Genomic DNA, 23,611 nt, shown 5'->3' on the forward strand with positions numbered 1-23,611 from the left:
GTTTGCGCAGGCATCAGATGAGGCCTTCTTCAACGGTGTCGGAGGTGGGCTGGCGCTCAAGGGCGTGCGCCACTTCCAGCAGGCTGGCGGCACCAAACAGCTGGCCCATGGGCAGTTCCAGGCCAAGGCGGCTGCGCAGCATTTCGAGAAAACGCGTGGCCAGCAGGCTGTCACCGCCCAAGCGGAAAAAGTTGTCGTGGCGTGACACGCTGGGCACGTTGAGCAACTGCTGCCACAGCTCGGCGACCCGCTGTTCAGCGGCGCTCAACGGGGCTTCGTCCGGCGCGGGGCGTGACTGTGCCGCAGCCGCCAAGGGGGCGAGCAAGGCGCGACGGTCCACCTTGCCGTTGCTGCTCAGGGGCAGGCGTTCCAGTACCAGGATCTGTTCCGGGCGCATATACGCGGGCAGGCAGTGTTCCAAGTGCTGGGCGAGTACTTCGGCGTGGGTGCTGGCAGCGACTGCGGCCAGCAAGCGCGTGTCCGCGACCAGCGCCACGGCCTGGTTTACACAGGGATGACGGGCCAGGGCGGCTTCGATTTCTCCCAGTTCGATACGGTGGCCACGGACCTTGACCTGGGTATCGGCGCGGCCAAGGAACTCCAGCAAACCGTCGGGCCGGTAGCGGCCCAGGTCACCGGTGCGGTACCAACCGTCGATAAAGCGCTCGGCATTCAACTGCGGTGCATGGCGATAGCCCCGTGCGACGCCGGCGCCGCCGATCCACAACTCGCCAGTGACCCAGTCCGGGCAGTCGCGGCCAAGGGCGTCCACTACCCGGTACGCCTGGTTCGCCAGTGGCACGCCGTAGGGGATTGAACGCCAGCCCGGCAACGGCTGCTGGACTTCAAAGTGGTTGGACCAGATCGCGGCTTCGGTGGCGCCGCCGAGGGCGATAAACCGGCACTGCGGTGCCTGTTGGCGCAGGCGTTGCGGCAGGTCGAGGCCAATCCAGTCGCCCGACAGCAGGGCCACTTTCAACCCCAGGGTTTGGCGCTCAAGCGCGTTGGCTTCCAGCAACATATCGAGCAGCGCCGGCACGCTGTTCCACAGGCTTACACGATGGTGTTGCAAGGCCTTGAGCCAGGCGCGGGCGTCGCGGCGCTGGTCTTCTTCGATCAACACCAGGGCGCCACCCACCGAGAGCAGGCCGAACAGGTCATACACCGACAGGTCGAAGTCCAGTGCTGACAGCGCCAGGCCACGGTCCGATGCGTCGATGCCGCAGCAACGGTTGATCTCGGCCACTGTATTCATCGCGGCGCGGTGGGTGATTTCCACGCCCTTAGGCTGGCCGGTGGAGCCGGAGGTGTAGATCACGTAGGCCAGTTCGTTGGCGCACATGGCCAGGGGGGCTAACAACGGTTCGGCGCATTGTGCTTTTGAAGGCGTGAGGTGCTTGACCCCAGGTAGTTGTGGGTCGTGCTCGGCGAGGATCAGGCCAACGCCGGCCTGTTGCAGGATGCGCTGGCAGCGCTGTAAGGGTTGGTCGACCCCCACCGGCAGGTAGGCCGCGCCCGCTGCCAGCACGCCCAGCACACTGGCGATCTGTTGCGGGCCTTTGGCCAGGGAGACTGCCACCAGGTCACCGGCCGCCACGCCTGCATCCATCAGGCTGCTGGCGATGCGCAGGGCGCGGTCGGCCAGTTCGCTGTAGCTCAGGCTCCCATGCTCGCCCCACAACAGCGCAGGGCGTTGCGGCGATTGGTGCGCCTGTTGGAAGAAGCCCTGGTGCAGGCTCGGGTCCTGCGCAACGCTGGCGGCAGGGGCATTCAACCGTGCGCGTACCTGCGCCTGGGCCAGGGGCAGCAGGTCGGGCGGGGCGCTGTCCCAGGGGTGTTCGGCCAACCAGTCAAGGCTGTGCAGGTAGGCGTCGAACATCGCTTCGACCAGCCCGTCGGGGAACAGCCCGACCACGCGGTCCCAGTTCAAGGCGATGCCGCCGTCAGCTTCGACCACCTGATGGTCGAGCCACACCTGCGGGGTTTGGGTAAGGCCGAAGACCTGCCTGGCGAAGGGCCCGTCCACCGGTGCGGCGGTGCCATCCGGTACGCCCAGGGCGCTGGTGAACACCACCGGCATGCTCACCTGGTGCTCGTCATTGCTGCGCGCCAATTGGCGCAACAGGCTCACCGACCCCACGCAGCGATGTTCCAGGGCTTCGCCAAGGGTGTGCTGGGTGCGCCTGGCGCGGTCGAGCCAGCGTTCGCCGGCCACGGGCACGTAGCCGAGCAGGGTGAGGGAGGTGAAGTCGCCCATCACCTGATCGATCTGCGGATGCACAGGCCGGCGGTCGAATAGCGTGAGGTTGAGGCTCAGGTCCGGCCGCGTACTCCAACGCCCGAGGGTTTCGGCAAACGCACAGAGCAGCACCGCCGAGGCGGTCAGGCTGTGCTGTTGGGCCTTGGCCAGGATTGCTTGCCAGGCCTGGGCCTTGACCTGACCTTGCAGGCGCTCGAAGCGCGGTCGGCCCAGGCTTGCGGGGTCGGCAGCCAGGGGCAGTTGCGGGTGCGGCGGCAAGGTGGGCAGGCGTTCTTGCCAGAACTGCTGCGCGGCGCGCAATTCGGTGGGTTCCACGCCGGCCTGAATCTGGTAGTCGCGAAAGGACAACTGCAGCGGTGGCAGGGCCAGCGTCGGTTCGCGATACAACGCGTCGAGTTCGGCATAGAACCGCAGGATGCTGAGGGCGTCGAGGATAAGGTTGTCCAGGCTGATGGCCAGGCGGGTATGCCGGCCTTGGGTCACCGCCTGCACATCGAACAGCGGCCACTGGGCGGGATCGAACACGCGGTGGGCACAGTGCTCACGCAGGTCTTCGACGCAAACGTAGCGTTGGCCGATCACGAAGGTGGGTACTTGGGGAAGGATGCGTGCCTGGCCTGTTTGATCGAACACCGCACGCAGCATTTCGTGGCGTTCGATCAGGCGCCCGAGGGCGTTTTGCAGGCGCGGCAGGTCGAGGTCTTCGACGTCGTATTCGCGGTAGAAATGGCAGCTCACCCCGCCCAATACCAGGCTCGGGTCACGACCCAGCCAGTAGGCTTGCTGCACTTCTGTCATAGGGAAGGGGGCGTGACGTTGGGCCAGGTCCGGGACAACGGTGCGTTGCGGTTCGGCCTGGGCCTGTTGATGCAGGTCGGCGCAGAACTGCGCCAGTACTGGCTTGGTGAATACCTGGGCGATTCGTGCGCCGCCCAGCCCTTGTTCGGTTAACAGGCGCACCAGGCGCGTGGCGCTCAGGGAGTCGCCGCCCAGGGCGAAGAAGTTGTGCTCCCGGTACACCTCGCCACAGCCGAGCAACTGCTGCCAGGCGCGGGCCACCTGTTGTTCAATGGCGCCGCAGGGCGGCGACAGCAAGGCCTGGTAAGTGCCGCGATGGTCCGCCAGCCAGCCGTGGAGTACCTTGCGGTCCACCTTGCCATTGGTGGTCAACGGCCATTGCGCGCAGCCGAGGATCAGGCTTGGAATCATGTAGGCCGGCAGGCGCTCGGCCAGGCCGGGGAACTCCAACGCGGTAGGTTGCATCGGGCCATTCGCCAGGCGCACCACCGCCGCCAGGTGCTGGCCCACGAGCAGCGCCACCGCCTGGTCGACGCCGGGGCAGGCCAGCAGCGCGTGTTCCACTTCACCGGCCTCGATACGGTAGCCGTGCAGCTTGAGCTGGAAGTCGCTACGCCCCAGGAACTCGACCGTACCGTCGGGGTGGTAGCGCGCACTGTCGCCGGTGCGGTACCAGCGCAGGCCGTTGTAAACCACAAAGCGTTCGGCACTGCGCACTGGGTCGCCACGATAACCCTGGGCCACTCCGGCCCCGCCAATCCACAGTTCGCCGGCCACCCAGTCCGGGCAGTCATGACCCTGCGGGTCGACGATGCGCAGGCTGACGTTATCCAAGGGTTTGCCGTACGGCAGGCAGTGCCAGTGCAACGCCTGGCCGGGCACGACTTCGAACAGCGTCGAGTGAATCGCCGCTTCCGTCGCACCGCCCAGGGCCATGAAGCGGCAACCGGGGGCTTGGGCCCACAGGCGTGGCGCCAATTCCGGCGCGACCTTGTCTCCGCCCAGCAAGACTGCACGCAGGGGCAACGGAGCATCGGCACAGCCGAGCAGCATGTCGAGCAGCGCCGGCACGCAATTGAGTACGGTGGCGCGGTGTTGAGTGGCCAGTTCGCGCCAGCGCAGGGCATCGCGTTGGGCCTGGGGCTCGATCAACACCACCGCCGCGCCGCAGGCCAGTGGGGCAAACAGGTCGAATACCGACAGGTCGAATTCCAGCGCCGAGAGCGACAGGATTCGGTCATCGTGGTTGAGCTGCAAGCGCCGTTGCAGGTCCTCCAGGGTGTTGGCGGCGGCCAGGTGGCTGATCTCTACGCCCTTGGGTTCACCGGTGGAACCGGAGGTGTAGAGGATATAGGCCAGGTCGCTGACCACACCGGCCCGTGGCGCCGCCAGTGCGCTGCCAGCCTGCGGTAGTTGGGTAAGCAGCAGGCGGGCACCGGCGTTGTCGCAGATCGTGCGGCAGCGCGCAGCGGGCTGGTCGATGCCGATAGGCAGGTAGGTGGCGCTGCACGCGAGGATGCCCAGTACGGCGATCACCTGCTCGGGGCCCTTGGGCAGTTGCAGGGCGACCACGTCACCGTGTTGCAGGCCCTGGCCCTCCAGGTACGCCGCAACCCGCAGGGCGCGCTCGGCCAACTCGCCATAGCTGAGGGCGTGGTCGCCGTACAACAGGGCTGGGAGGGCAGGCGTCAGCCGGGCCTGGGTGAAAAAGCCTTCGTGCAGGCGTTGGCTCGGCAGCGTCGTGACGTGGCCCTGGGCGGCGCTGCGCTCGGCCAACTGGCGGCTGGGGATCAGCGCCGGGGTCGCCTGATCCCAGGCTGCTGCGTCATGACACAAACGTTGCAACAGGCCTGTATAGGCGTCGAACATTCCATCCAGGACGCCTTCGGCGAACAGCCCTTCACGGGCATCGAGGTTAACCAGAATGCCGCCGTCCAGCTCGGTGACTTGGGCGTCGAGCCACACTTGCGGGCCTTGGGAAATGATCCAGGCCGGCTGGCCGAAACTCTCCTGCACCCCCTCAGCGAACAACTCCCCCAGGCCCAGGGCACTGGTGTACACCACGGGTGCCAGGACTTGCTCACCACGCAGGCGCGACAGCTCGCGCAACACCTCCAGCCCGGTAAATTCAATGTGGGTCGCATCGCTGTGGAAGCGTCGTTGCAGCCCTGTGGCACGGGCGGCGAAGGTGCCGGTCACACGGCCATCCCAGGCCAGCAGGATCGAGGAGGTAAAGTCACCGACCAGGCGCTCGACGTCCTCATGCAACGGCGTGCGGTTGAACAGCGGCAGGTTGAGTAACAGCTCGGGCGTCTCGCACCAGGCGCCGAGGGCTTCGCAAAACACCGCCGCCAGGGCCATGGCCGGGGTGAGGGCGTGCTCGCGGGCGTGGCGTTCAAATGCTTGGCGCTGGGACGGCGCCAGCCAATGATGACGGCGACGCACTTGGCGCTCATCGCCTTGGGGCTTGATGGGCAGGCGCGGGGCGCCGGGCAGGGTTTCCAGGCGCTGCAACCAATAGTCGCGGGCGTGTTGGTGACGTGCTCGGTGCTCGGGGCTGGCCTGTTCCTGACGCAGGTCGGCCAGGTAGCGCGGGAAGCTGTAGGCCAGCGGGGGCAGGGGCTGTTGGCGGTACAACTGCACCAGGTCGCCCAGCAGGGTGCGCAGGCTCAAGGCGTCGGCGGCGAGCATGTCCAGGTTCAGGTGCAGGCGGGTGCCGTGGGGTAAAAGCGAGAGCTGAATATCCAGCACCTGGCCGTGTTCTACCGCCAACTGGCGATGGGACAGCGCGGCGCGCAAGGCTTGCAGTTGCTGTTGCAGTTGTGTGGCATCGGCCTGGCGCAGGTCATGCACCTTCAGCCCCGGCCATGGGCTGCGGGGCAGGATCTGTTGGCGACCCTCTTCCAGAAACTGCGCACGCAACATGGGGTGGCGTGCCAGCAAGGCCTGTACGGCGGTTTCCAGGCGGAGCGGGTCTACGTCGTGGCCGTCGAATTCGTTATAGAAATGCGCCGCCACACCGCCTAGCTGTTGCCCAGGCGCACGGCCGATCCAGTACGCGTGCTGCATGGGCGCCAGTTCAAAGGGTAGGCCGTCGTGCGCATGGCTATGGGTGGGCGCGGGCGTCACCGGCTCGGTGTCCAGCAGCGTCAGCCAGGCGCACAGGCGTGGGTCGGCCACCAGTTCGGCGAACCGTGCGGCCAGGCCCTGGCGGCGCCATTGGCCGGCGAGGCGGATCAGGGTCACCGAATCGAGCCCCCATTCAATCAGGTTGGCCTCCAGGGGGATCTGCTCGGCAGGCTGGCCCAGGGCTTCGGACAGGGAACGGCGCAACAGTGTTGCGGTTGAGGTGCTGGGAGTGGCCATGGCTCAACGTCTTCTCATCGCTAGGGCCCGGGCCGGCGTTGGCCCAGGCGCTGAAGGCAGGTAACTGCGTGGAAGAAGATGCTAGTCATTCTCATTGTGTGGACTACCCGCATCGAATCGTTTTTGCCCCGAATCCGTTTGCCTGGCGCGGGGGACAGCGGCGCCGGGGCGGGCCATGGCGGCGATCAGTGCGCGGGATACGGTTGGAAAATGACTTGAATCGGGTAGCGCCGCGCCGCCGCCCTTGACTACCGTCGCTCGCCGCCCTTTTGCAGGGCTTGACCCTTGATGGAGGTGTGGATGTCAGTCGATTCAGGTTTACAAGTGCGCGGTCTGCGCAAGCGCTACAACAATGGCGTCCAAGCGTTGCGCGGCGTGGACCTGAATGTGGGCCCTGGCATGTACGGTTTACTCGGCCCCAATGGCGCGGGCAAAAGCAGCCTGATGCGCACCCTGGCAACCTTGCAGCAACCGGACGCCGGCAGCATCGAACTGGATGGGCTGGATGTGCTCGCCGAGCCCGGGCAGTTGCGCCGCCGCTTGGGTTACCTGCCGCAGCAGTTGGGTGCGTACCCGGGGGTGAGTGCGCGAGATTTGCTTGAGCGGTTCGCCTGGCTCAAGGGGCGCACCGACAGCCGCCAGCGCCGTGAGGAAGTCGAAGGCCTGCTGGCCAAGGTCAACCTTCAGGACGCTGCGCACCGCGCCCTCGCCACTTACTCGGGGGGCATGTTGCGCCGCTTCGGCATTGCCATGGCCCTGATCGGCTCGCCGCGCCTGTTGATTGTCGATGAGCCCACCGCCGGCCTCGACCCGGCCGAGCGCAACCGCTTTCACCGGGTGCTGGCGGATGTGGCGGCCGAGTCGATCGTGCTGTTGTCGACCCATATCGTCGAAGACGTCGAGAACCTGTGCAGCCGCCTGGCGGTGCTGGCCGGGGGGCGGATTATCATCGAAGGTCGTCCGGCAGATTTGCTGCGCGCCGAACAGGGCCGCTTGTGGGAGGCTTCATTCGCCCGTGGTGAGCCGCTGCCGCCTGCCTTGCATGTGGCCGCAAGCCCCGTTGGCAGCCGGGTAATCGTGCACGGCGAGCGCCCGGCTGATCCGCGCTTCACGCCCCACACGCCGCGCCTGGAAGATATCTATTACCTGGCGCTGGCCCAGGCCGGCGAGGCGGGCGAGGCATGAATACCTTTGCTCTGTTGATGCGTGAAGCCTGGGTGGAAGTGCGCGCCGGGCTGCGCAGCGGCATACCGTTGCTGGTGTTTTTGGGCCTCACCGGCTATTTGCTGATGTCCCTGACCAATGCCGACTACGTGCAGAAAATGGGCGCCAGCGACATTGCACGCAATGCCCCGAGCCTGATCTACCTGATGTCGTGCGGGTGCATGTTCTTTCTGTTCTTCGCCTGGGCCTGGGTTTTTGCACAACCGGCGCTGCGCGACCGCAAGGCGCAGTTGGAAGAGGTGCTGCTGGCCTTGCCGCTGTCGTTGCCGGCATTGTTGTGGGGGCGGTTCATTGGTGCAGCGCTGGTGGGCGGCTTGCTCGCCAGTTCGCTGATCGTCGGGTTTTTGGTCAGCCCGGTGCTGGGTTGGCTCGGTTGGGTACCGGCGGCGAGTATCGGTGCGCCGATGTGGTCGGCGCTGGGATTTGCCTGGGTCGCCTTGTTATTGCCGGTGAGTACCGGGATCGGTGCGCTGTATTACCTGCTGGCCTTGCGCAGCCGTGGCTTGGCCGCGCCATTCGGGTTGGCGACGGTGTTGATGCTGTTGTGGATGTTTGCCGTGGTGGTGCTCAAGGGCGGGCATATCAACCCACTGTTGGCGGCCAGCCTGGACCCATCGTTGTTTACCTTTGCCCAGGCCCAGGTGGAAACCTGGAGTGCCGCGCAGAAATCCCAATCGCTGTTGGCGCTGACCCCGGGTTTCTGGCTTAACCGCCTGCTGTGGTGCGCAGTGCCCCTGCTGCTACTGGCCGTGGTGTTGGCCCGCACCACCCGTCAGGGTTTGATGGGCAAGCGCAGCGGGGCAGTGTTGGCAGAACCGCCGATGCGGTTGGCGAACACCGTGACGTTGCCTGGCCCGCTGGTTGGCAGCCAGTGGCCACGGGCCTTGTGGCGTGAGGCGCGTTGGCAGGTGCGCCAAGTGTTTGCCCGGCGTATCGGCTGGGTGGCCCTGGGCTTGCTGCTGGTGATGGGTGTGCTCAGTGGTTTTGTCCACGGGGTGTGGCATGCGCGTGGGCCGATGGTGCCCCGGGCGGATCTGACCCTGCCCCTGCTGTCGAGCGCGTTGTTTCTGGTGATCGCGTTTATCGTCGCAGCCTTGGTTGGGTTGGTGTGCCGGCGCGATGATGTCGAAGGTTTTGGCGCCATGTTGCAGGCCACTGCAGCGCCGGCGTGGTTGCGCCTGCTGGGGCGAGTGGCCTGCGTGCTGCTGGCGACGCTGGCCCTGGCGTTGGTGCCGGGCCTGGCGAGCTTGCTGATCAGCGCGATTGCCGCGCCCGACAGCCTGGCGCCGGGCTTTGTGCTGGTCTATCAAGCGCTGGTGTTCGCGCCGCCGCTGATGGAGTTGGCGATGCTCACGGTGCTGGTGCATGCGCTGATTCGTCGCTCGGGGCTGGCGTATGCCACCTCGATGCTGCTGACGTTTTTCCTGGTGCTCAACCATGAATTGGGGCTGGTCAGTTACCCGCCCTATGCCATGGCGATCCCCGCGCATGTGAGTGTGTCGCTGCTGACCGGCTGGGCGCCTTGGGTGGCGTTTCTCGCCGTATTGGACGGCTGGAAACTGGCCGGTTGCCTGGTGCTGCTCGCGGTGGCGGCATTGGCGTTGCCCCGTGGGCCAGAGCGGCGCCGCTTGAGTGATGTGCGCGACGGTTTGCTCGGTTTGCCGGGGGCGTTGCTGGCCCTCGGCGCTGTGGGCATGCTTGGCAGCGGCGTGCTGTTGCAGCGGCATCTGGTGGAGTTGGGCGGTTACCAGTCTGTCGCTGCGCAACGTGCCGAACGCGCTGACTGGGAACAGCGCTGGCTGCCCGGCGCGAGCGCCTGGCAGGTGGCCGGTGGGCAGTTGCAACTGCGGGTTGATTCGGCGGCGCGACAGGTAGCGGGCCAATGGACGTTGCAGGGGGTGGTCGCCCCCCATCTGGACGCCGAGCTTCCGCCGGGCCTGCAGGTGACAGGCGCCAGCGTGCTGGGCCGGCCGGTGAGGTTCGAACAGGCCAGCGAGCATCTGCGCGTACTTCTGGACGGCTGCGCGGCGAGCGGTTGCCAGGTGGCATTGAACTGGACGGTGCGCGCCGACGGCTGGCCTGCCGAAGGTGAGGCGTTCTGGCTCGGGCCTCAGGGGGTGTGGCTGCAAGCGCGCCGCGTGGTGCCGCGCCTGGGCCTGGACAGCGAGCGCCTACTGCGTGCGCCGGCCCAGCGTAGTGAAGCCGGGTTGCCAATGTTGGTGCCACAACTGCCGACGGGCGCGGCGGTAGCCGTGGAGGCTGTTGCCCCAGCCGGCGATTGGCAATGGCAGGTCGAGGTCGATGGCCGCACCTTTAGCGGTCGCAGCCTTGGCTCACTGGACTTTGCCTATGTCACGCCGACTCAGGCAGACCCCAGCCGTGCGCACACCCGCGCTGAAATACAGCAAGACCTGAACTTAATGAGCGCCTGCGTAGCACGACGCCTGGGCAGCCTGCCCCGTGTCGAGCACCTGAGCCTGTGGCCTGCTGGCATGGGCGCCAGCCGTTTGAGCCACGGCCATCTGTTGCTCAGCCAGTCACCGAATTGGGACGTGGCGCCGGTCGGCGTCGGGCGCTGGACGCGTCGCGCCCACATTGCCGAGCTGCTTGCCCGCCAATGGCTGATCGAGGCCAGCGACCTGCGCCAGATCCCCGGTTACCTGGGGTTGAGCCAGGGTGTGGCGGGGGCGGTGGGCTTGCTGTGCGTGGAAGACGTCGACGGTGCTGGCGCCCGCGCCGCGCTGGTCAAGCTGATGGCCGACGACCTGACGCGCGCCCTGGGTAATGACGGTGAGCCTGTCGGCACCCTGGCCGATGCTCGCGAACAGGGCTGGGCGGCCCACTATGCCGCGCTGGTCAGCCTTGATTGGGTGGCTGCGCAATCCCCCGAACACCTCATGGCGATGACCGCCGACGTCCGTCACGGCCAGGGATGGCCCACTGAGCTTCAGCGCCTGCTGGGCGCGCCCTCCGAACACGCGATTGCCGCCGCGCTCAAGCGCTGGGGGCCTGTGCAATGAATGTGAACCATCCCTGCCTTGTGGAGCTTTGCCATGTCACCTGAACTGTCTATCCAGCCACTACGCCGCCCCATCGGTTGGCGGGCCAACGTGCTGACCCAAGCCATGGCACTGGCCTTGTCCAGCCAGATGTGTGCGGCTTATGCCGTTGAGGCTCAACCGGCCGCCAATGCCGAGACTATCGAGCTGGGGCCGGTGACGGTGAGCGCGCGATTGAACCAGGAAAGTGCCAAGGACATTCCGTTCGGCCTTTCGGTGCTCGATGGGCAAACTCTCGAAACCCGGCGTTTACGCACCCTGGAAGATGCCTTGCGCACAACGCCTGGGGTGGATGTGAACTCCTGGGGCGGCGCCAACGATGCCAACGTGCGTATCCGCGGGGTTGGCTCGCTGAACCAGATGAGCATGGATGATGGCTCGGTGGTGCTGAACGTGGACGGCGTGCCGATGTCGGTGCGCAACGCAGCGATGGCTACCCTCGACGTGCAGCAAGTGGAAGTGCTCAAGGGGCCCCAAGGCACCTTGTTCGGGCGTAACAGCGAAGCGGGCGCGATCAACGTCACCACGCGCAAACCCACCCGCGAGCTGGAGGGCTACGTGCGTGGCGAAGTGGGCAACCAAGGCCAGTTCATGACCGAAGGTGCGGTGGGTGGGCCGTTGACGGAGTCGTTGGCCGGGCGCATTGCCGTGCGTCGCAGCGGCTTTGATAACTGGGTCGATGACCAACAAGACGGCGACCCCCTGACCAAACCCCGCGACCTGGCCCTGCGCGGTAGCCTGTTGTGGGACAACGACGCTGGCACCACTGGCCTGCTGACCGCTGAGCGCCAGCGCGCCGATCACTATGCCGGCCTGGAGATCCTGCGACCGTTCGGCAACCGCCCCAGCCTCGACTACGCCCCTGGCACGTTCAATGGCAACAAGAAGACCAACGAGCGTTATTCCTTCGAGCTCAACCATGACCTGGCCCAGGCCCGGATCACCTCGATCAGCGCCTATACCAGCACCGACTTCAATGCGGTCAAGGGCTATGATCGCAACATCACCCGCGCGTTGTACGGCCAGCCTTTTGAGTACCTGATCGAAGACTCGGCCCATGAGCAAGTCTGGAGCCAGGACCTGCGCCTGGGATCACTGGCAGACGCCGATGTGTTCTGGGTAACCGGGGTGAACCTGTCCCGTTCCGAGCGCAGTTTTGACTCCAACAATTTCACCAATGGCGCCCGGCAACTGCGTGATTTCACCACCAACAGCTATGCCGCGTACGGCGAAGTGACCTTCCCGATTGCCGAGGACTGGAAGCTCACCACCGGCCTGCGCCACACTTGGGACCGCAAGACCTACGGCGCTGATTACAGCAGTGGCGCCAACCTGATCAACGACAGCCGACGCTTGCAGGACGACTACAACACCGGGCGCGTGGCCCTGAGCTACGCATGGACACCCCAGACCAACCTGTACGCGGTGTTGTCGCGGGGCTACAAGTCGGCCGGGTTCAACGACTACGCGACGTCAATAAAGGACAGCCAACCCTACAAGGCAGCCAAGGTGAACTCCGCGGAAGTCGGTTTCAAGCATGAAAGCGAAGGCGGTGCGTTGAGCCTGGAAGGGGCGTTGTTCATCACCCGCGTGCAGGATGACCACTTGCTGGGTTATGACTTCACGTCCCTGGCGGTCAGCGCGGTGAATGCCGATACCCGCAGCAAAGGTGCCGAGTTGTCGAGTACCTGGCATGCCACCGATGAACTGACCCTGGGCAGCGCCATCAGCTACACCAACGCGGTGGTGACCTCCGATGCGCCAGGGGTGTCCGGCGGTGATGTGGCCAAGGGCAGTCGCGTGCCGGACGTGCCGCTGTGGAGCGGCAACTTCAGCATCGCCTGGAAGAAACCCTTGGGTGAACTGCTCGGCTTGCCGGCGCCGCGCCTGAACACGTTGCTCAACTACCGCGTGCAGAAAAACCGCCCGGCTGATCCGCAGAATCACTATGACCTCAAGGGCTACGCCAAGCTGGATTTGCACTTGGGGCTGCAGAGCGGTGGATCGGAAGTTTATCTGTGGGGCGATAACTTGCTGGATGCGCGATATGACTTGTATGGCGCTTATTCCACCGACGCGGTGCTGACCGGGATGCCGGGCAGGGGGCGTTCGGCGGGGGTGGGGTACAGCTACGAGTTCTGAGGCATACATTGCCCTCTTGTAGGAGCGAGCTTGCTCGCGAAAAACCTCAACGATAACGCGGGCACCCTGGATGAACGCGGTGCCTGTGAGTTTTTCGCGAGCAAGCTCGCTCCTACAGGATCAGAATTGGTAGGTATAGCCCACGCCCAACGTACGCCGCCGCGATGGCCCGCCGTAGGCTACCGGCTCACTGTAGAAACCGTAGGTGTCGTACGTCTGGTTCAACAGGTTGTCGGCGAACGCATAAACTTCCCCGAACTTGCTCTCCAGCCCAGCCCGCAGGTCGAGCTTCTCGTAGTTATCCAGGTTGAAATGATTCTGCGGATCGGCCGCGCGTTCACCCACCAGGTGGTAATTGAGGCTGGTGTTGAGAGTGGTATCACCCAGGCTGGCGATGCTGCCCAGTGGGTGCTTCCAACTGGCGTTGAGGTTGGCGCTCCAGCGTGGCACATCCGGGGTGCGGTTGCCGGCTGCGACGTCACCGGCCTGGATGCCTTGCACGCCACGGGTGATTTTGGCATCGAGGTAGGTGGCGCTGGCGGCCACGGTCAGGCCCTGGTCGAAGCGCCAACTGCCTTCCAGCTCGGCGCCGCGGGTGCGGGTGTCGGCGTTGAAGGCGTTGGTGGCGAAGGTCGCCGCGTCATAGCCGAGCAAATGGTCATCGTGCACGCGGGTATAGAACAGCGCGCCATTGAGGCTGCCACGACCCTCTTCGGTCGTGCTTTTGAAGCCCAGTTCAGCGGCTTTGCTGGCGGCGGCCTTGTAGGGGGCGCTGTCGCTGACCTGGGAGGCATAGTCGTTGAACCCGCCGGATTTATAGCCCCGTGCCAGTTGCACATAGACGTTGGTCTGTGGGGTGATCGCATAGCTCAGGGCGGCGCGGCCGGTGCCGTAGTGGTCGGTCAGTCTGCGCGAGTCGTCCACGACGCTGGTGCCGGCGAAGTATTGGCCGTTGTAAGTCTTACGGTCCCAGGAGTGGCGGTAGCCGGTGGTGAGTTTCAGGCGTTCGCTGAGGGGGAAGGTCACTTCGCCGTAGCCTGCGTAAGTGGTGGTGGTGAAGTCGCGGAACCTGGCGCTGGACGTGCCGTAGGTGTTGCGCGGGGTATCGTAACTGCGTTCGTTGCGGCTGGCGGCGACGCCGGCGACCCAGAACACTTCAGCGTCGGGCAATGAGCCCAGGTGCACGTCCTGGCTCCAGTTGCGTTCGAAGGATTTGTCCACCACCCAGAACTCGCTGGGCGTGTCGTAGAGGGCGCCCATCAGTTTGCTGTCGTAGGCGATCAAACCCGTGAAGTCGGCGGTGCCAGTAGCCGTGGTGGACGTCAGGCGGCTGTTGGCGAAGTCGTGATCGACTTTGAGGGTGTAGCGCTCGGTGGTCTTGTCGTTGTCGTCGAACAGGCCGGGTGTCAGGTCCAGGCTCGGGTGGCTGCCGTAGGGGCGCAACACCAGGGAGTTGGTGGCGCGTTCGGTTTGCTGGCGTTCGGCGCTGAGCAACAGGTGGGTGTCATCGTTTAGGTCCCACAGCAGACTGCCGCGATAGGCTTCATTGCGTGGCTTGGTGATGGGGTGGTGGGTCTGGTCGTTGTCGATCCAACTGTCGTAGCCGGCACGCCGCACTGCCAGGCGGCCGCTGAAGCGATCACTGAGCGGGCCGCCGATGGCGCCTTCGGTGAGGAACTGGCCTTTCTGGCCGACTTCGCCACGCACATAACCTTCCAGTTCGCGGGTGGGTTGGCGCGTGGTGATATTCACCGCGCCGGCCTGGCCGATGGCGCCGGACAGTGTGCCCTGGGGACCCTTGAGCACTTCGATGCGATCGATATCCAGTGTGCCGAAGCCCAGGCTGCGCGACGACACCGGCACGCCGTCGATATTGAACGCCACCGAGCTGTCATCCATGGACATTTGATACAGCGAACCGACGCCGCGGATCAGCACGTTGAAATCATTCGGCCCGCCGGAAGAATTCACGCTGACGCCGGCGGTGGTGCGCAGGGCGCTTTCGAGGGTGTCGAGGCGTTGTGTGCGCAGCTGTTCGCCGCTGATTACGCTGACGCTGATAGGCACGTCCTTGGGGTCTTCCTGGGCCATGCGTGCGGTCACTGTCGAGGCTGGCAGTTGCAATAGCTCGCCAGAGGCAAAGGCAGAAGGGGACAGTGTCAAAGCAATCGCTATTGTTATACTATTACATTTGTAGCAAGATTGACGGGTAGCCGTCGTGTTGCCTCGTGCAGACATGATGGGACCTTGACTGAACAGGTTGATCGAGGCGCGTTGCGCAGGGGCAGCGGCGGTTTAATAAAGCGTGCGGCGCTCCAAATGCTAATAATTATCAATTGCAGAATTCTACCCTGATGTGATCTGATTCGAGCCGTATCCGGTCAGCCAGGAGATTTACGATGTCAGCCGTTCAAGGAGGCGCAGGGGAGCCGATGCCAGTCTCGCGAATCATTACGGGCGGGTATGGGAGTGATCTGGGGCCAGGGGCGCATTGCCGCGTCACCCGCATGACGCTGCAGGAGGGCTTGGATATCGTGCGTTGGCAAAGCACGTTCGAGCAGCCGGTTGAACTGCCGCTGCAGGACGACAGCGAATGCATTCACTTCAGTTTTACCAACTCGCTCAAGGGCAAGGCTGCGTGCAGCTTTCACGATGGGCGCCGGCAACGTCGCTATGCGATTGATGAAGGCGCGGGCAATATCAGCTTTGGTCGCTGCCGCCATGGCCTTTATCACCAGCACGGCGAAATCGACAACATCACCGTGATGATCCGCCCCGAGCTGCTCGCTCAGTGGGAATTGAAACTCGACCCGCTGCTGAACAAAGCCTTGGCCTGCGAGCATTGCTTCCTCGACGGCCATCGCAGCGGCGAAATGAGCGCCACCGCGCACATGCTCGGCCTGGCCATGGACCACGGCACCCAGCTGGCGCCGGCCCAACCACGCAGCAGCCTGTGGTTGTACGGGCAAAGTGTCACGCTGGTGAGCTTGTTCCTGGAAGCGCGCCAGGACGCTGAATGCACCTGCCGGGTCAGTCACACCGACCGTCAGCGGTTGGTGCGTGCTCGCGATCGTTTACTGGAAGACCTGGGCAAAGCGCCGAGCCTGTCGGAGTTGGCCCGTGAATCCGGTTTGAGCCAGCCCAAGCTCACGCGCGGATTCCGCCAACTGTTCTCCAACAGCGTCTACGGCATGTTCCAGCAGACCCGCATGATCCAGGCGCGCAGCCGCTTGATGAGTGGTGATGAATCAGTGATGCGCATCGCCTCGGACCTGGGGTATGCCAACGCCAGTCACTTTGCCACGGCGTTCCGTAAACAGTTCGGGATCAACCCGTCGATGCTCAAGAACGGTGGCCGCGGCAAATCCTTGGGGGCTGGCTGAGGCAGGCGGTCAGAATATCGCTTTGACCTGCAAGCCCAGCACCAGCGCATTGTCGATGCTCTCACCGGAAAACGCCCCCGGCTCGATGATGTATTGCACATCCGGGCGCAAGGTCAGCCAAGGCGTGGCCTGGTAGCCATAACTGAGTTCGATCAATTGTTCGGCGCTGTCGATTGAGGGGTAGGACGCCCCGGCATTGAACGCAGCCAACTCTTGCACATCACGGCTGCGCGGGTTCGGCACCGCGCGCCCATAGCCCAGGGCGACGGTATCGCGCGGGCGACCTTCGAACGGCTTGTACAGCACCACGCCTGCGCCATACCACTTGGTGAACGGCGAGGCCGCTTGGCTGGCGGCAGAGTACTGGCCGAAGGCGTGCAGGCTACGGCCTTGGGATGACTGTGAGGCCCACACAGCCTGGTCGATCAAGAGGTAGTGACCGCCACGCCCGCTGACGTCCTTGTTGCTGCCAATGCGTTTTACATCGGAACTGTCGTAGTAATAACCGAGCTTGTATTCACCGGGCAGTGCGCCCGCATGCTTGTAGATAAGCTCGATGGGCACCACGGTGCCGGTGGTGTGCTTGGGCCCCAGGTGCCAGGCACGGCTTGAGTTGCCATTGCTGGACGGGTCGACATTGAACGCCGCCACGCGCAGTTGCCAGTTGGGCGAAAAGTCGTATTTCACCCGGGCACCGAGGTGCGCATTCGGGTAGTTGGCCCAGCCACTGCCGCCGGACATGTTCAGCGGATGCCCGCAGAAGCCGGCGTTCATGAAGTTGCACAGGATGCCGCTGTCCAGGCCGCCGAGATCATTGCCCATGGCCATATAGCCCAGCTTGAGGTTCAGCGCCGGGGTGAACAGCGTGCGCTCGTAGCTCAGCTCGGTGAGGCGCGTGTAGAGGCCGCCGTAGTTTTCCTGGATCGGCAGGCGGTTGCCCACCAGGTCTTCGGAGGCGCTGTTGCCGCGTCGGTCGTTGAGGGTCAGCTGGATGCGGTCGCCGTTGTTGAAGCCGTAGAGCTTGCCCAGGTCGAACTGCACGCCGAGCTTGATATTTTGCGAATAGCGCGCCGAACGGTGCTGGCCGCCGTGGGCGTTGTAGGCGGTCTCGCCGCTGTAGTCACCGGTAAAGCGCACACCTTGCGCGTCGAGTTCGCGGCGCAGGCCGCCCCAGTCGCCGGTCAGGGTGGTGTCGTCGGCTTGAACGGGCAGGGCGGCCGCAAAGGCCAGGCCCAGCGCCAGGCGCCAGGCGGTATGAGGAGTAGGGGTCATGGGGGATCTTTCCAAACACAAAGCGCGGTGCCGGAGCACCGCGCGAACAGAGGGCGGTTACGGCAGGGCGTAGGCGATCACGTAGTCGCCACGGTCGGTGGACTGGCGTGCGCCGCCGGCGGTGACGACGATGTATTGCTTGCCGGTTTTCGGCGACACGTAGGTCATCGGCCCACCCTGGCTGCCGACGGGCAGGCGGGCTTTCCAGATTTCATCGCCATTGCCGCTGTTGAAGGCGCGCAGGTAGAAGTCCTGGGTGCCGGCGATAAAGATCAGGCCGCCTTGGGTGGACAGCGTACCGCCCAGGGTCGGCAGGCCTACCTTGATCGGCAGGTGCATGCGGATACCCAGGGGGCCGGTGTCTTCAACCGTGCCCACCGGTACTTGCCAGGCGACCTTTTGCGTCTTCATGTCGATGGCGGTCAAGGTGCCGAATGGCGGCGCCTGGCACGGAATGCCGGCCACCGACAGGAAGCGGTTTTTGTTCACCGCATACGGCGTGCCCTTGAGCGGCACGGCGCCCATGCCGGTGTTCAGCGCTTCACCACCGGAAGAGGCCTGGGCCTTGTTCTGCGACGGTATCATCTGGATCCACAGGCCCAGGCGCATGTCGTTGACGAAGATAAAACCGTGCACCGGGTCGGTGGAAATGCTGCCCCAGTTCATGCCGCCCAGGGAACCGGGGAAGCTCAGGGATTTATCGGTGCCCGGCGCGGTGTACAGGCCGTCGTAGCGCATGCCCTTGAAGTCGATGCGGCACAGCAACTGGTCATACGGCGTCGCGCCCCACATGTCCGATTCGGTGAGGGTTTGCGCGCCGATCTGCGGCATGCCCACGGATTTCGGCTGGGTCAGGGAATACGGCTCGTTGGGAATGTTCGCGGCTTTTACCGGCACTTCCTGCACGTCCGTCAGCGGCTTGCCGGTGGCGCGGTCGAGCACATAGATCTGCCCGGCCTTGGTGCCGATGACTACGGCCGGTACGGCCTTGTCGCTGCCTGGCGGGGTGAAGTCGATCAGGCTTGGCTGCATCGGCAGGTCGAAGTCCCAGAGGTCGTTGTGAACCGTCTGGTAGACCCACTTCTCGGCACCGGTGGAGGCGTCGAGTGCCAGCACCGAAGCGCCGTATTTGTGGTTGAGCTGGGTGCGCTCCACGCCGTAGATATCGGTGGACGAGCTGCCCATCGGCAGGAAGACCGTGTTCATCAGCGGGTCGTAAGACATCGGCGCCCAGCTGTTCGGGGTGCTGCGCACGTAGGTGGCATCGCCCGTCGGGGCCTGCTTGTCTTCAGGGTTGCCTGGGTCGAAGGCCCAGCGCATCTGGCCAGTGATCACGTCAAAGCCACGGATCACGCCACCGGGCATATCGGTCTGCACGTTGTCTGCCACGCGACCTCCGACTACGACGGTGGTACCGGCCATCAACGGCGCCGAGGACAGTTGGTAGTAGCTGTCCGGTACATTGCCCAGGCCGGCCTTGAGGTCCACCTGGCCATGGGTGCCGAAGTCTTCGCAGAACTTGCCGGTGTCGGCGTCTACGGCGATCAGGCGTGCATCAATGGTGTTGGTCAGCAGGCGACGCTGGCACTGCGCACCGGCAGGCACGCTGGCGGCCAGGACCGGCGAGCTGTCGGGCTGGGTCGGCTGGGCAATCGGCGCGCTGGCGTCGAAATACGCCATGCCCCGGCAACGCTGCCACACTGCCGATTTGGCGTTGACTTCGTTTTTCCACAGTTCTTTGCCGGTGTCGGCATCCAGCGCGATCAGGTTGTTGTGCGGGGTGCAGATAAACACTTTGTTGCCGATCTGCAGGGGCGTCAGTTGGTCTTCGGCACCGTTACCGTCGCTGATGGCCACGTCGCCGGTGTGGTAGGTCCAGGCGACCTTGAGCTTGTCGATGTTGTCGCGGTTGATCTGGTCCAGCGCGGCGAAACGGCTGCCACCTTCGGTATTACCGTAGTGGGCCCAATCTTTCTGCGCATCGGCCGCAGCCACCGGGGTGACGCCCGGGCCTGCACCGGTGGGCGCAACGCTGGGGTGCGCGACAAACATATTGCCCGCTGCCACCGCCACGCCCAGCGCCAATACGGCGGCGACGCCATAGGCACCCCGCGCCGGTTTGCCGGCCAGCAACGGATACACCAGTGCGACCACCACGCCAATCACCGCAAACATGAACAGTCGCGAGAACAGCGGCCAGTATTCCAGGCCCACGTCGGCCACCGCCCACACGGCGGTAGCCACTAGAAACGCGGCGAACAACCAGGCGCCGGCAGGCTTGCAGCGGGCAATCAACAGCCCGGAGATGGCCATGACCACGCCGCCCAGCAGGAAGTACCAGGAACCTCCCAGGCTGACCAGTTTGGCGCCGCCGACGGCAAGCGCAAGGCCGAGCAGGGCGATGACGACGCCCAGGCCCAGGAGTAAGAATCTAGAGACGCCAGCGGCGCGCGATGCTCGTTTCATGTCGAATGGACTCGAGTGAGAGAGGGCAAAGACGCGATTTTAGCAAGATAAGTAACCAGTTAGTACATTTGAGTCCTGCAATAGACTGTTGCAGGTACAGCGATGATGGGCAGGGCCGCCTCTGAGGCGGCATAGATGGACCCGGCGACGCGTACCCTGTGGCGAGGGAGCTTGCTCCCGCTGGGGCGCGAAGCGGCCCCGCTCTTAATTTAAAAGACTGGGACTGCTACGCAGTCCAGCGGGAGCAAGCTCCCTCGCCACGGTACAGCGCTGCCTTTATTGGGCGGGCATCAGAACTTGAAGCGCCCCACCAGCCCATTGAGCTGGCCGGAAATATCAGTCAGCCGCCCTGAACCGGTCTGCGCCGAATGCGCAAAGCCTTCCACCAACTGCGCGTCTGCGTGGATCTGCGCGATATGCCGGTTGATCTCTTCGGCCACCTGGTGCTGCTCTTCGGCGGCGGTGGCGATCTGAGTGTTCTGGTCGCGAATCGAATCCACCGAGCCGCGGATCTTGTCAAAGCTGTCGCGGGCCTGCTGGATGCGCGCCACGCTGGTGTTGGACACCAGCAAGCTGCCTTGCATCTGCTGGGTGACTTCCTGGGTGCGGCGGGCGAGGTTGCCCAGCAGGCTGTCGATTTCGCCGGTGGAGTCGGCGGTGCGACGCGCCAGTGCACGCACTTCATCGGCGACCACCGCAAAGCCGCGGCCCTGGTCGCCAGCGCGGGCGGCTTCGATCGCGGCGTTGAGCGCCAGCAGGTTGGTCTGTTCGGCAATCGAACGAATGGTGTCGAGGATGGTGTTGATGTTCTGGCTGTCTTGCTCGAGCAACTGCATGGTCTGTGTGGATTTTTGCAGGTCTTCGCTGAGCTTGAGCACGCTGCCGGTGGCTTCGCCGATGTGCTGCTGGCCGGTGTGCACATCGCGATAGCCCTCATCGGCACTCGTGGCGGCGGCGCTGCATGAACGCGCGACTTCGTTGGCGGTGGCGACCATCTCGTTGAACGCGGTGCTCACCAGTTCCACGGCTTCGCGCTGGCGGCCGGCGGCCTGGTTCATATTGTTGGCCACGGCGCTGGTGTCGGCGGCGGCGGTTTGCAGGTCTGAGGAGGCGTTGCCGATGCGCTGCACCAGTTGCGCGATCATGCTCAGGAACTGGTTGAACCAGCCGGCCAGGCTGGCGGTTTCGTCCTTGCCTTGCACCTTGAGCTGGCGCGTGAGGTCGCCTTCACCTTCGGCGATTTCCTGCAGGCCGTCGGCCACGCCGCGAATCGGGCGCACGATCACACGGGCGAAACTGGCACCGACGATTGCGAACACCACGGCCAGTACGGCGGCGATCGCAGCGATCAACCACGTCAGGCGGGTGGCGCCGGCCATCACTTCGTCACGCTTGATCAGGCCGATAAAGCGCCAGCCCAAGTCTTTGGAACTGACCACGTTAGCCATGTAGGCCACGCCATCGATGCTCACCTCGGTCACGCCATCGCCGTGCTTGGCCAGTTCGGCGTAGTTCGCGCCCAGGCCCGCCAGGGGCTTGAAGTTGTGCGTGGCATCGCTGGGGTCCACCAGCACGTTGCCGTCGGCTTCCACCAGCATCAGGTAGCCGCTGTCGCCCAGCTTGATGGTGCGCACCAGTTCGGTGAGTTGTTTGAGCGACACGTCCAGGCCAACCACCCCAAGGACATTGCCCGTGGCATCCGCGACGGTGCGCACGGTGCCGATCAGCACCACATCGTCCGGGGCCCAGTAGTAGGCGCCTGTGCGCACGGTCTTGCCTGGCGCTGCAATGGCGGCCTGGTACCAGGGGCGGGTGCGCGGGTCGTATTGCGTCAGCTTGGCGTCGTCCGGCCAACTGGCGTAGCCGCCATCGCTCAGTCCCAGGGACAGGTAGGCGGTACTGGGGTGGCTTTTGGCGAACTGATCAAAAATCGCCAGCAGTTCGGTGTTGGTCGGCGTCAGCGGAATTTGCGCTGCATCGGCGCCGGCGTAGTTCTTGAGGTTCTTGGCCGCGATCACGCGCGGGTCTTTGGCGACGAAGTCGACATTCTGGCTGATGCCGTCGAAAAACTGCTGCATGCCATTGTCGATCTGGCGGATCTCGCGGCCGCTGCTGTCGAGGAAGTTGGCCAGCGCACCCTCGCGCAGGTTCAGCACCACGATAATGGCGACCAGGATGACCGGCACGCACGCGATGGCCGCAAACGCCCATGTCAGCTTCTGCTTGATATTCATGACTTCACCCGCGGGTATTTATAGTTTTGGCAAGGGGAGAAAAATGGGTACTGCGTGTCGCAGGCGTTTTTGTGAGAGGCGAGGCCATGCGTACCCTCGGTATATCGGCCGAGGGAGTTGGCACTTGAGGAGGGGGAATCAGGCGATCGGGTCACCGACCAGGGCATCGCGGCGCATCGACTGCAGGTTCTTCTCGATGGTTTCGCAGATGTTTTCCATCTGGATCTGGTGTTCGCTGGAATTGAACGGACTTTGCAGGTCGGTGCCGATGCGTTCGATGGCCAGCAGCATGAAGCCCACGACTGTGGAGGCCAACGGCGTGAACCAACCGAGCGATTCCACCAGGCCCACCGGCACGATCAGGCAGAATAACGAAATGAATAGCCGCGGGAAGTACACATAAGGGTAGGGCAGTGGCGTGTTGGCAATCCGCTCCATGCCGCCCTGGGCGTTGGAGAGGTCCACCAGGGTCGACTCCAACCGCGCCAGGCGGATGCTGTCCAGGCGCCCGGCCTGGTATTCGCGCGCCAGCAACGAGGCCGAGCCGGTGAGGATGTCATTGGCGAAGTTATTGGTGGCGCCGTTGCGCGCAAATTCTTCGGCGGGGATAAAGGCTCGCACTTCCTCCGGGCACGGCTGGCCCTTGAGGTGCGCAGCCAGGCAATTGACGTAAGCCACGTGACGGCGCAACAGCGTCGACTTCACCGGGTTCACCTCACCAGGGGCGTCATCGAGCAGGGTCAACACTTGCCGGGCAAAACTGCGCGAGTTGTTGACCATCGCACCCCACAGCGTGCGTGCTTCCCACCAGCGGTTGTAGGCGCTGCTGTTGCGAAAACTGATCAGCACCACCAGTGCCGAGCCGAGCAAGGTCAGGGGCATCAGCGGCAAATTGATCTTGGCAGTGAGAAACAGCATGAAATCCACCGTCACTGCCACATCCCACAACAACAGCCAGAACAACGCCCAGCCCACATAGCCCATGGTCTTGATGATCAGGCGGTATTTCTTCAGAAGGGCAGCTTTCAAACGAGAACCTCGCGGCGGGCGGTTGGCAACAATCCCCTGTTACGACGCCGCCGAGGAAGGAAGGTTCGCAGTGTGCTGAATCGATTAGTTCTCTAACCGCCAGGCGGAGAGAATGTAACCAAAGGTTGCGCGCAAGTGTGTGCTACGGGGCATTTGACTGTGGAACAACTTTGGTACTGATGACGTCTTGTCCGGCAATCGCTGTACATTGCGTTCGAGGCAAAAAGCCATTAATGGCAGGGATTTTGAAGGGCGGTTGCAGAAGCTGAGTGCAACACGGTTATTGATTTGAAGCTGGAGCATGATGCCGCATAGCCATGGCTTCCTGCATCACCTCGCCCATGACTTCGATCGGGCACTTGAAATCGAAGCGTTTAC

General features: G+C 64.3%; 9 protein-coding genes and 2 pseudogenes. 4 read left to right on the forward strand and 7 right to left on the reverse strand.

The window, feature by feature from the left end; genetic code table 11:
- Positions 1-13 precede the first annotated feature (13 nt).
- Positions 14-6,424: a non-ribosomal peptide synthetase gene (locus JJD66_RS17440; RefSeq protein ID WP_200648648.1), complete on the reverse strand. Its 6,411-nt coding sequence runs from the start codon at positions 6,422-6,424 to the stop codon at positions 14-16.
- A 300-nt stretch (positions 6,425-6,724) separates the two neighbouring features.
- On the opposite strand from JJD66_RS17440, the gene JJD66_RS17445 reads away from it, so the two are divergent.
- The 3 genes from JJD66_RS17445 to JJD66_RS17455 are packed head-to-tail and all read left to right on the forward strand — an operon-like array spanning position 6,725 to position 12,849.
- Positions 6,725-7,609 carry an ABC transporter ATP-binding protein gene (locus JJD66_RS17445; RefSeq protein ID WP_200648649.1) on the forward strand — a complete coding sequence of 295 codons (885 nt, stop codon included), beginning with the start codon at positions 6,725-6,727 and terminating at the stop codon, positions 7,607-7,609.
- On the forward strand, positions 7,606-10,668 hold the full coding sequence (locus tag JJD66_RS17450; protein ID WP_200648650.1) for a hypothetical protein: 3,063 nt from the start codon (positions 7,606-7,608) through the stop codon (positions 10,666-10,668). The genes JJD66_RS17445 and JJD66_RS17450 overlap by 4 nt, the downstream gene beginning before the upstream one ends.
- A gap of 33 nt (positions 10,669-10,701) precedes the next feature.
- Positions 10,702-12,849 carry a TonB-dependent receptor gene (locus JJD66_RS17455; protein ID WP_200648651.1) on the forward strand — a complete coding sequence of 716 codons (2,148 nt, stop codon included), beginning with the start codon at positions 10,702-10,704 and terminating at the stop codon, positions 12,847-12,849.
- 120 nt (positions 12,850-12,969) lie between these two features.
- Here JJD66_RS17455 and JJD66_RS17460 read toward each other — a convergent pair whose 3' ends face one another.
- Complete coding sequence (locus JJD66_RS17460; protein WP_234452261.1) at positions 12,970-14,973, reverse strand: TonB-dependent receptor; 2,004 nt, start codon at positions 14,971-14,973, stop codon at positions 12,970-12,972.
- Positions 14,974-15,248: 275 nt separating this feature from the next.
- On the opposite strand from JJD66_RS17460, the gene JJD66_RS17465 reads away from it, so the two are divergent.
- The gene (locus tag JJD66_RS17465; RefSeq protein WP_234452262.1) at positions 15,249-16,232 is read left to right on the forward strand and encodes a helix-turn-helix domain-containing protein; all 984 of its coding nucleotides are present in this window, start codon (positions 15,249-15,251) and stop codon (positions 16,230-16,232) included.
- Between the two features lie 9 nt (positions 16,233-16,241).
- Here JJD66_RS17465 and JJD66_RS17470 read toward each other — a convergent pair whose 3' ends face one another.
- The 5 genes and pseudogenes from JJD66_RS17470 to JJD66_RS17485 all read right to left on the reverse strand — a co-directional run bounded on the left by JJD66_RS17470 (position 16,242) and on the right by JJD66_RS17485 (position 23,233).
- Positions 16,242-17,504, reverse strand: a complete 1,263-nt coding sequence (locus tag JJD66_RS17470; RefSeq protein ID WP_200648652.1) for a carbohydrate porin — start codon at positions 17,502-17,504, stop codon at positions 16,242-16,244.
- Positions 17,505-17,561: 57 nt separating this feature from the next.
- The gene (locus JJD66_RS17475) at positions 17,562-19,970 is read right to left on the reverse strand and encodes a glucose/quinate/shikimate family membrane-bound PQQ-dependent dehydrogenase (RefSeq protein ID WP_200648653.1); all 2,409 of its coding nucleotides are present in this window, start codon (positions 19,968-19,970) and stop codon (positions 17,562-17,564) included.
- A gap of 290 nt (positions 19,971-20,260) precedes the next feature.
- Positions 20,261-20,797, reverse strand: a pseudogene (locus JJD66_RS28505) (methyl-accepting chemotaxis protein); the annotation flags it as partial.
- A gap of 327 nt (positions 20,798-21,124) precedes the next feature.
- Positions 21,125-22,204, reverse strand: a pseudogene (locus tag JJD66_RS28510) (HAMP domain-containing protein); the annotation flags it as partial.
- Positions 22,205-22,342: 138 nt separating this feature from the next.
- Entirely contained in the window at positions 22,343-23,233 is an 891-nt protein-coding gene (locus tag JJD66_RS17485) for a bestrophin family protein (protein ID WP_200648655.1), read from the reverse strand.
- Between the last annotated feature and the right edge of the window lie 378 nt (positions 23,234-23,611).

Source organism: Pseudomonas sp. MF6751 (genome assembly GCF_016613265.1).
GTDB classification, from domain to species: domain Bacteria; phylum Pseudomonadota; class Gammaproteobacteria; order Pseudomonadales; family Pseudomonadaceae; genus Aquipseudomonas; species Aquipseudomonas fluorescens_BV.

Bases quoted from the DNA above. Each gene is read 5' to 3' on its own strand.
- JJD66_RS17450 (WP_200648650.1), top strand. From the start codon at position 7,606: ATGAATACCTTTGCTCTGTTGATGCGTGAAGCCTGGGTGGAAGTGCGC.
- JJD66_RS17445 (WP_200648649.1), top strand. From the start codon at position 6,725: ATGTCAGTCGATTCAGGTTTACAAGTGCGCGGTCTGCGCAAGCGCTAC.
- JJD66_RS17465 (WP_234452262.1), top strand. From the start codon at position 15,249: ATGTCAGCCGTTCAAGGAGGCGCAGGGGAGCCGATGCCAGTCTCGCGA.
- JJD66_RS17470 (WP_200648652.1), bottom strand. From the start codon at position 17,504: ATGACCCCTACTCCTCATACCGCCTGGCGCCTGGCGCTGGGCCTGGCC.
- JJD66_RS17455 (WP_200648651.1), top strand. From the start codon at position 10,702: ATGTCACCTGAACTGTCTATCCAGCCACTACGCCGCCCCATCGGTTGG.
- JJD66_RS17440 (WP_200648648.1), bottom strand. From the start codon at position 6,424: ATGGCCACTCCCAGCACCTCAACCGCAACACTGTTGCGCCGTTCCCTG.
- JJD66_RS17475 (WP_200648653.1), bottom strand. From the start codon at position 19,970: ATGAAACGAGCATCGCGCGCCGCTGGCGTCTCTAGATTCTTACTCCTG.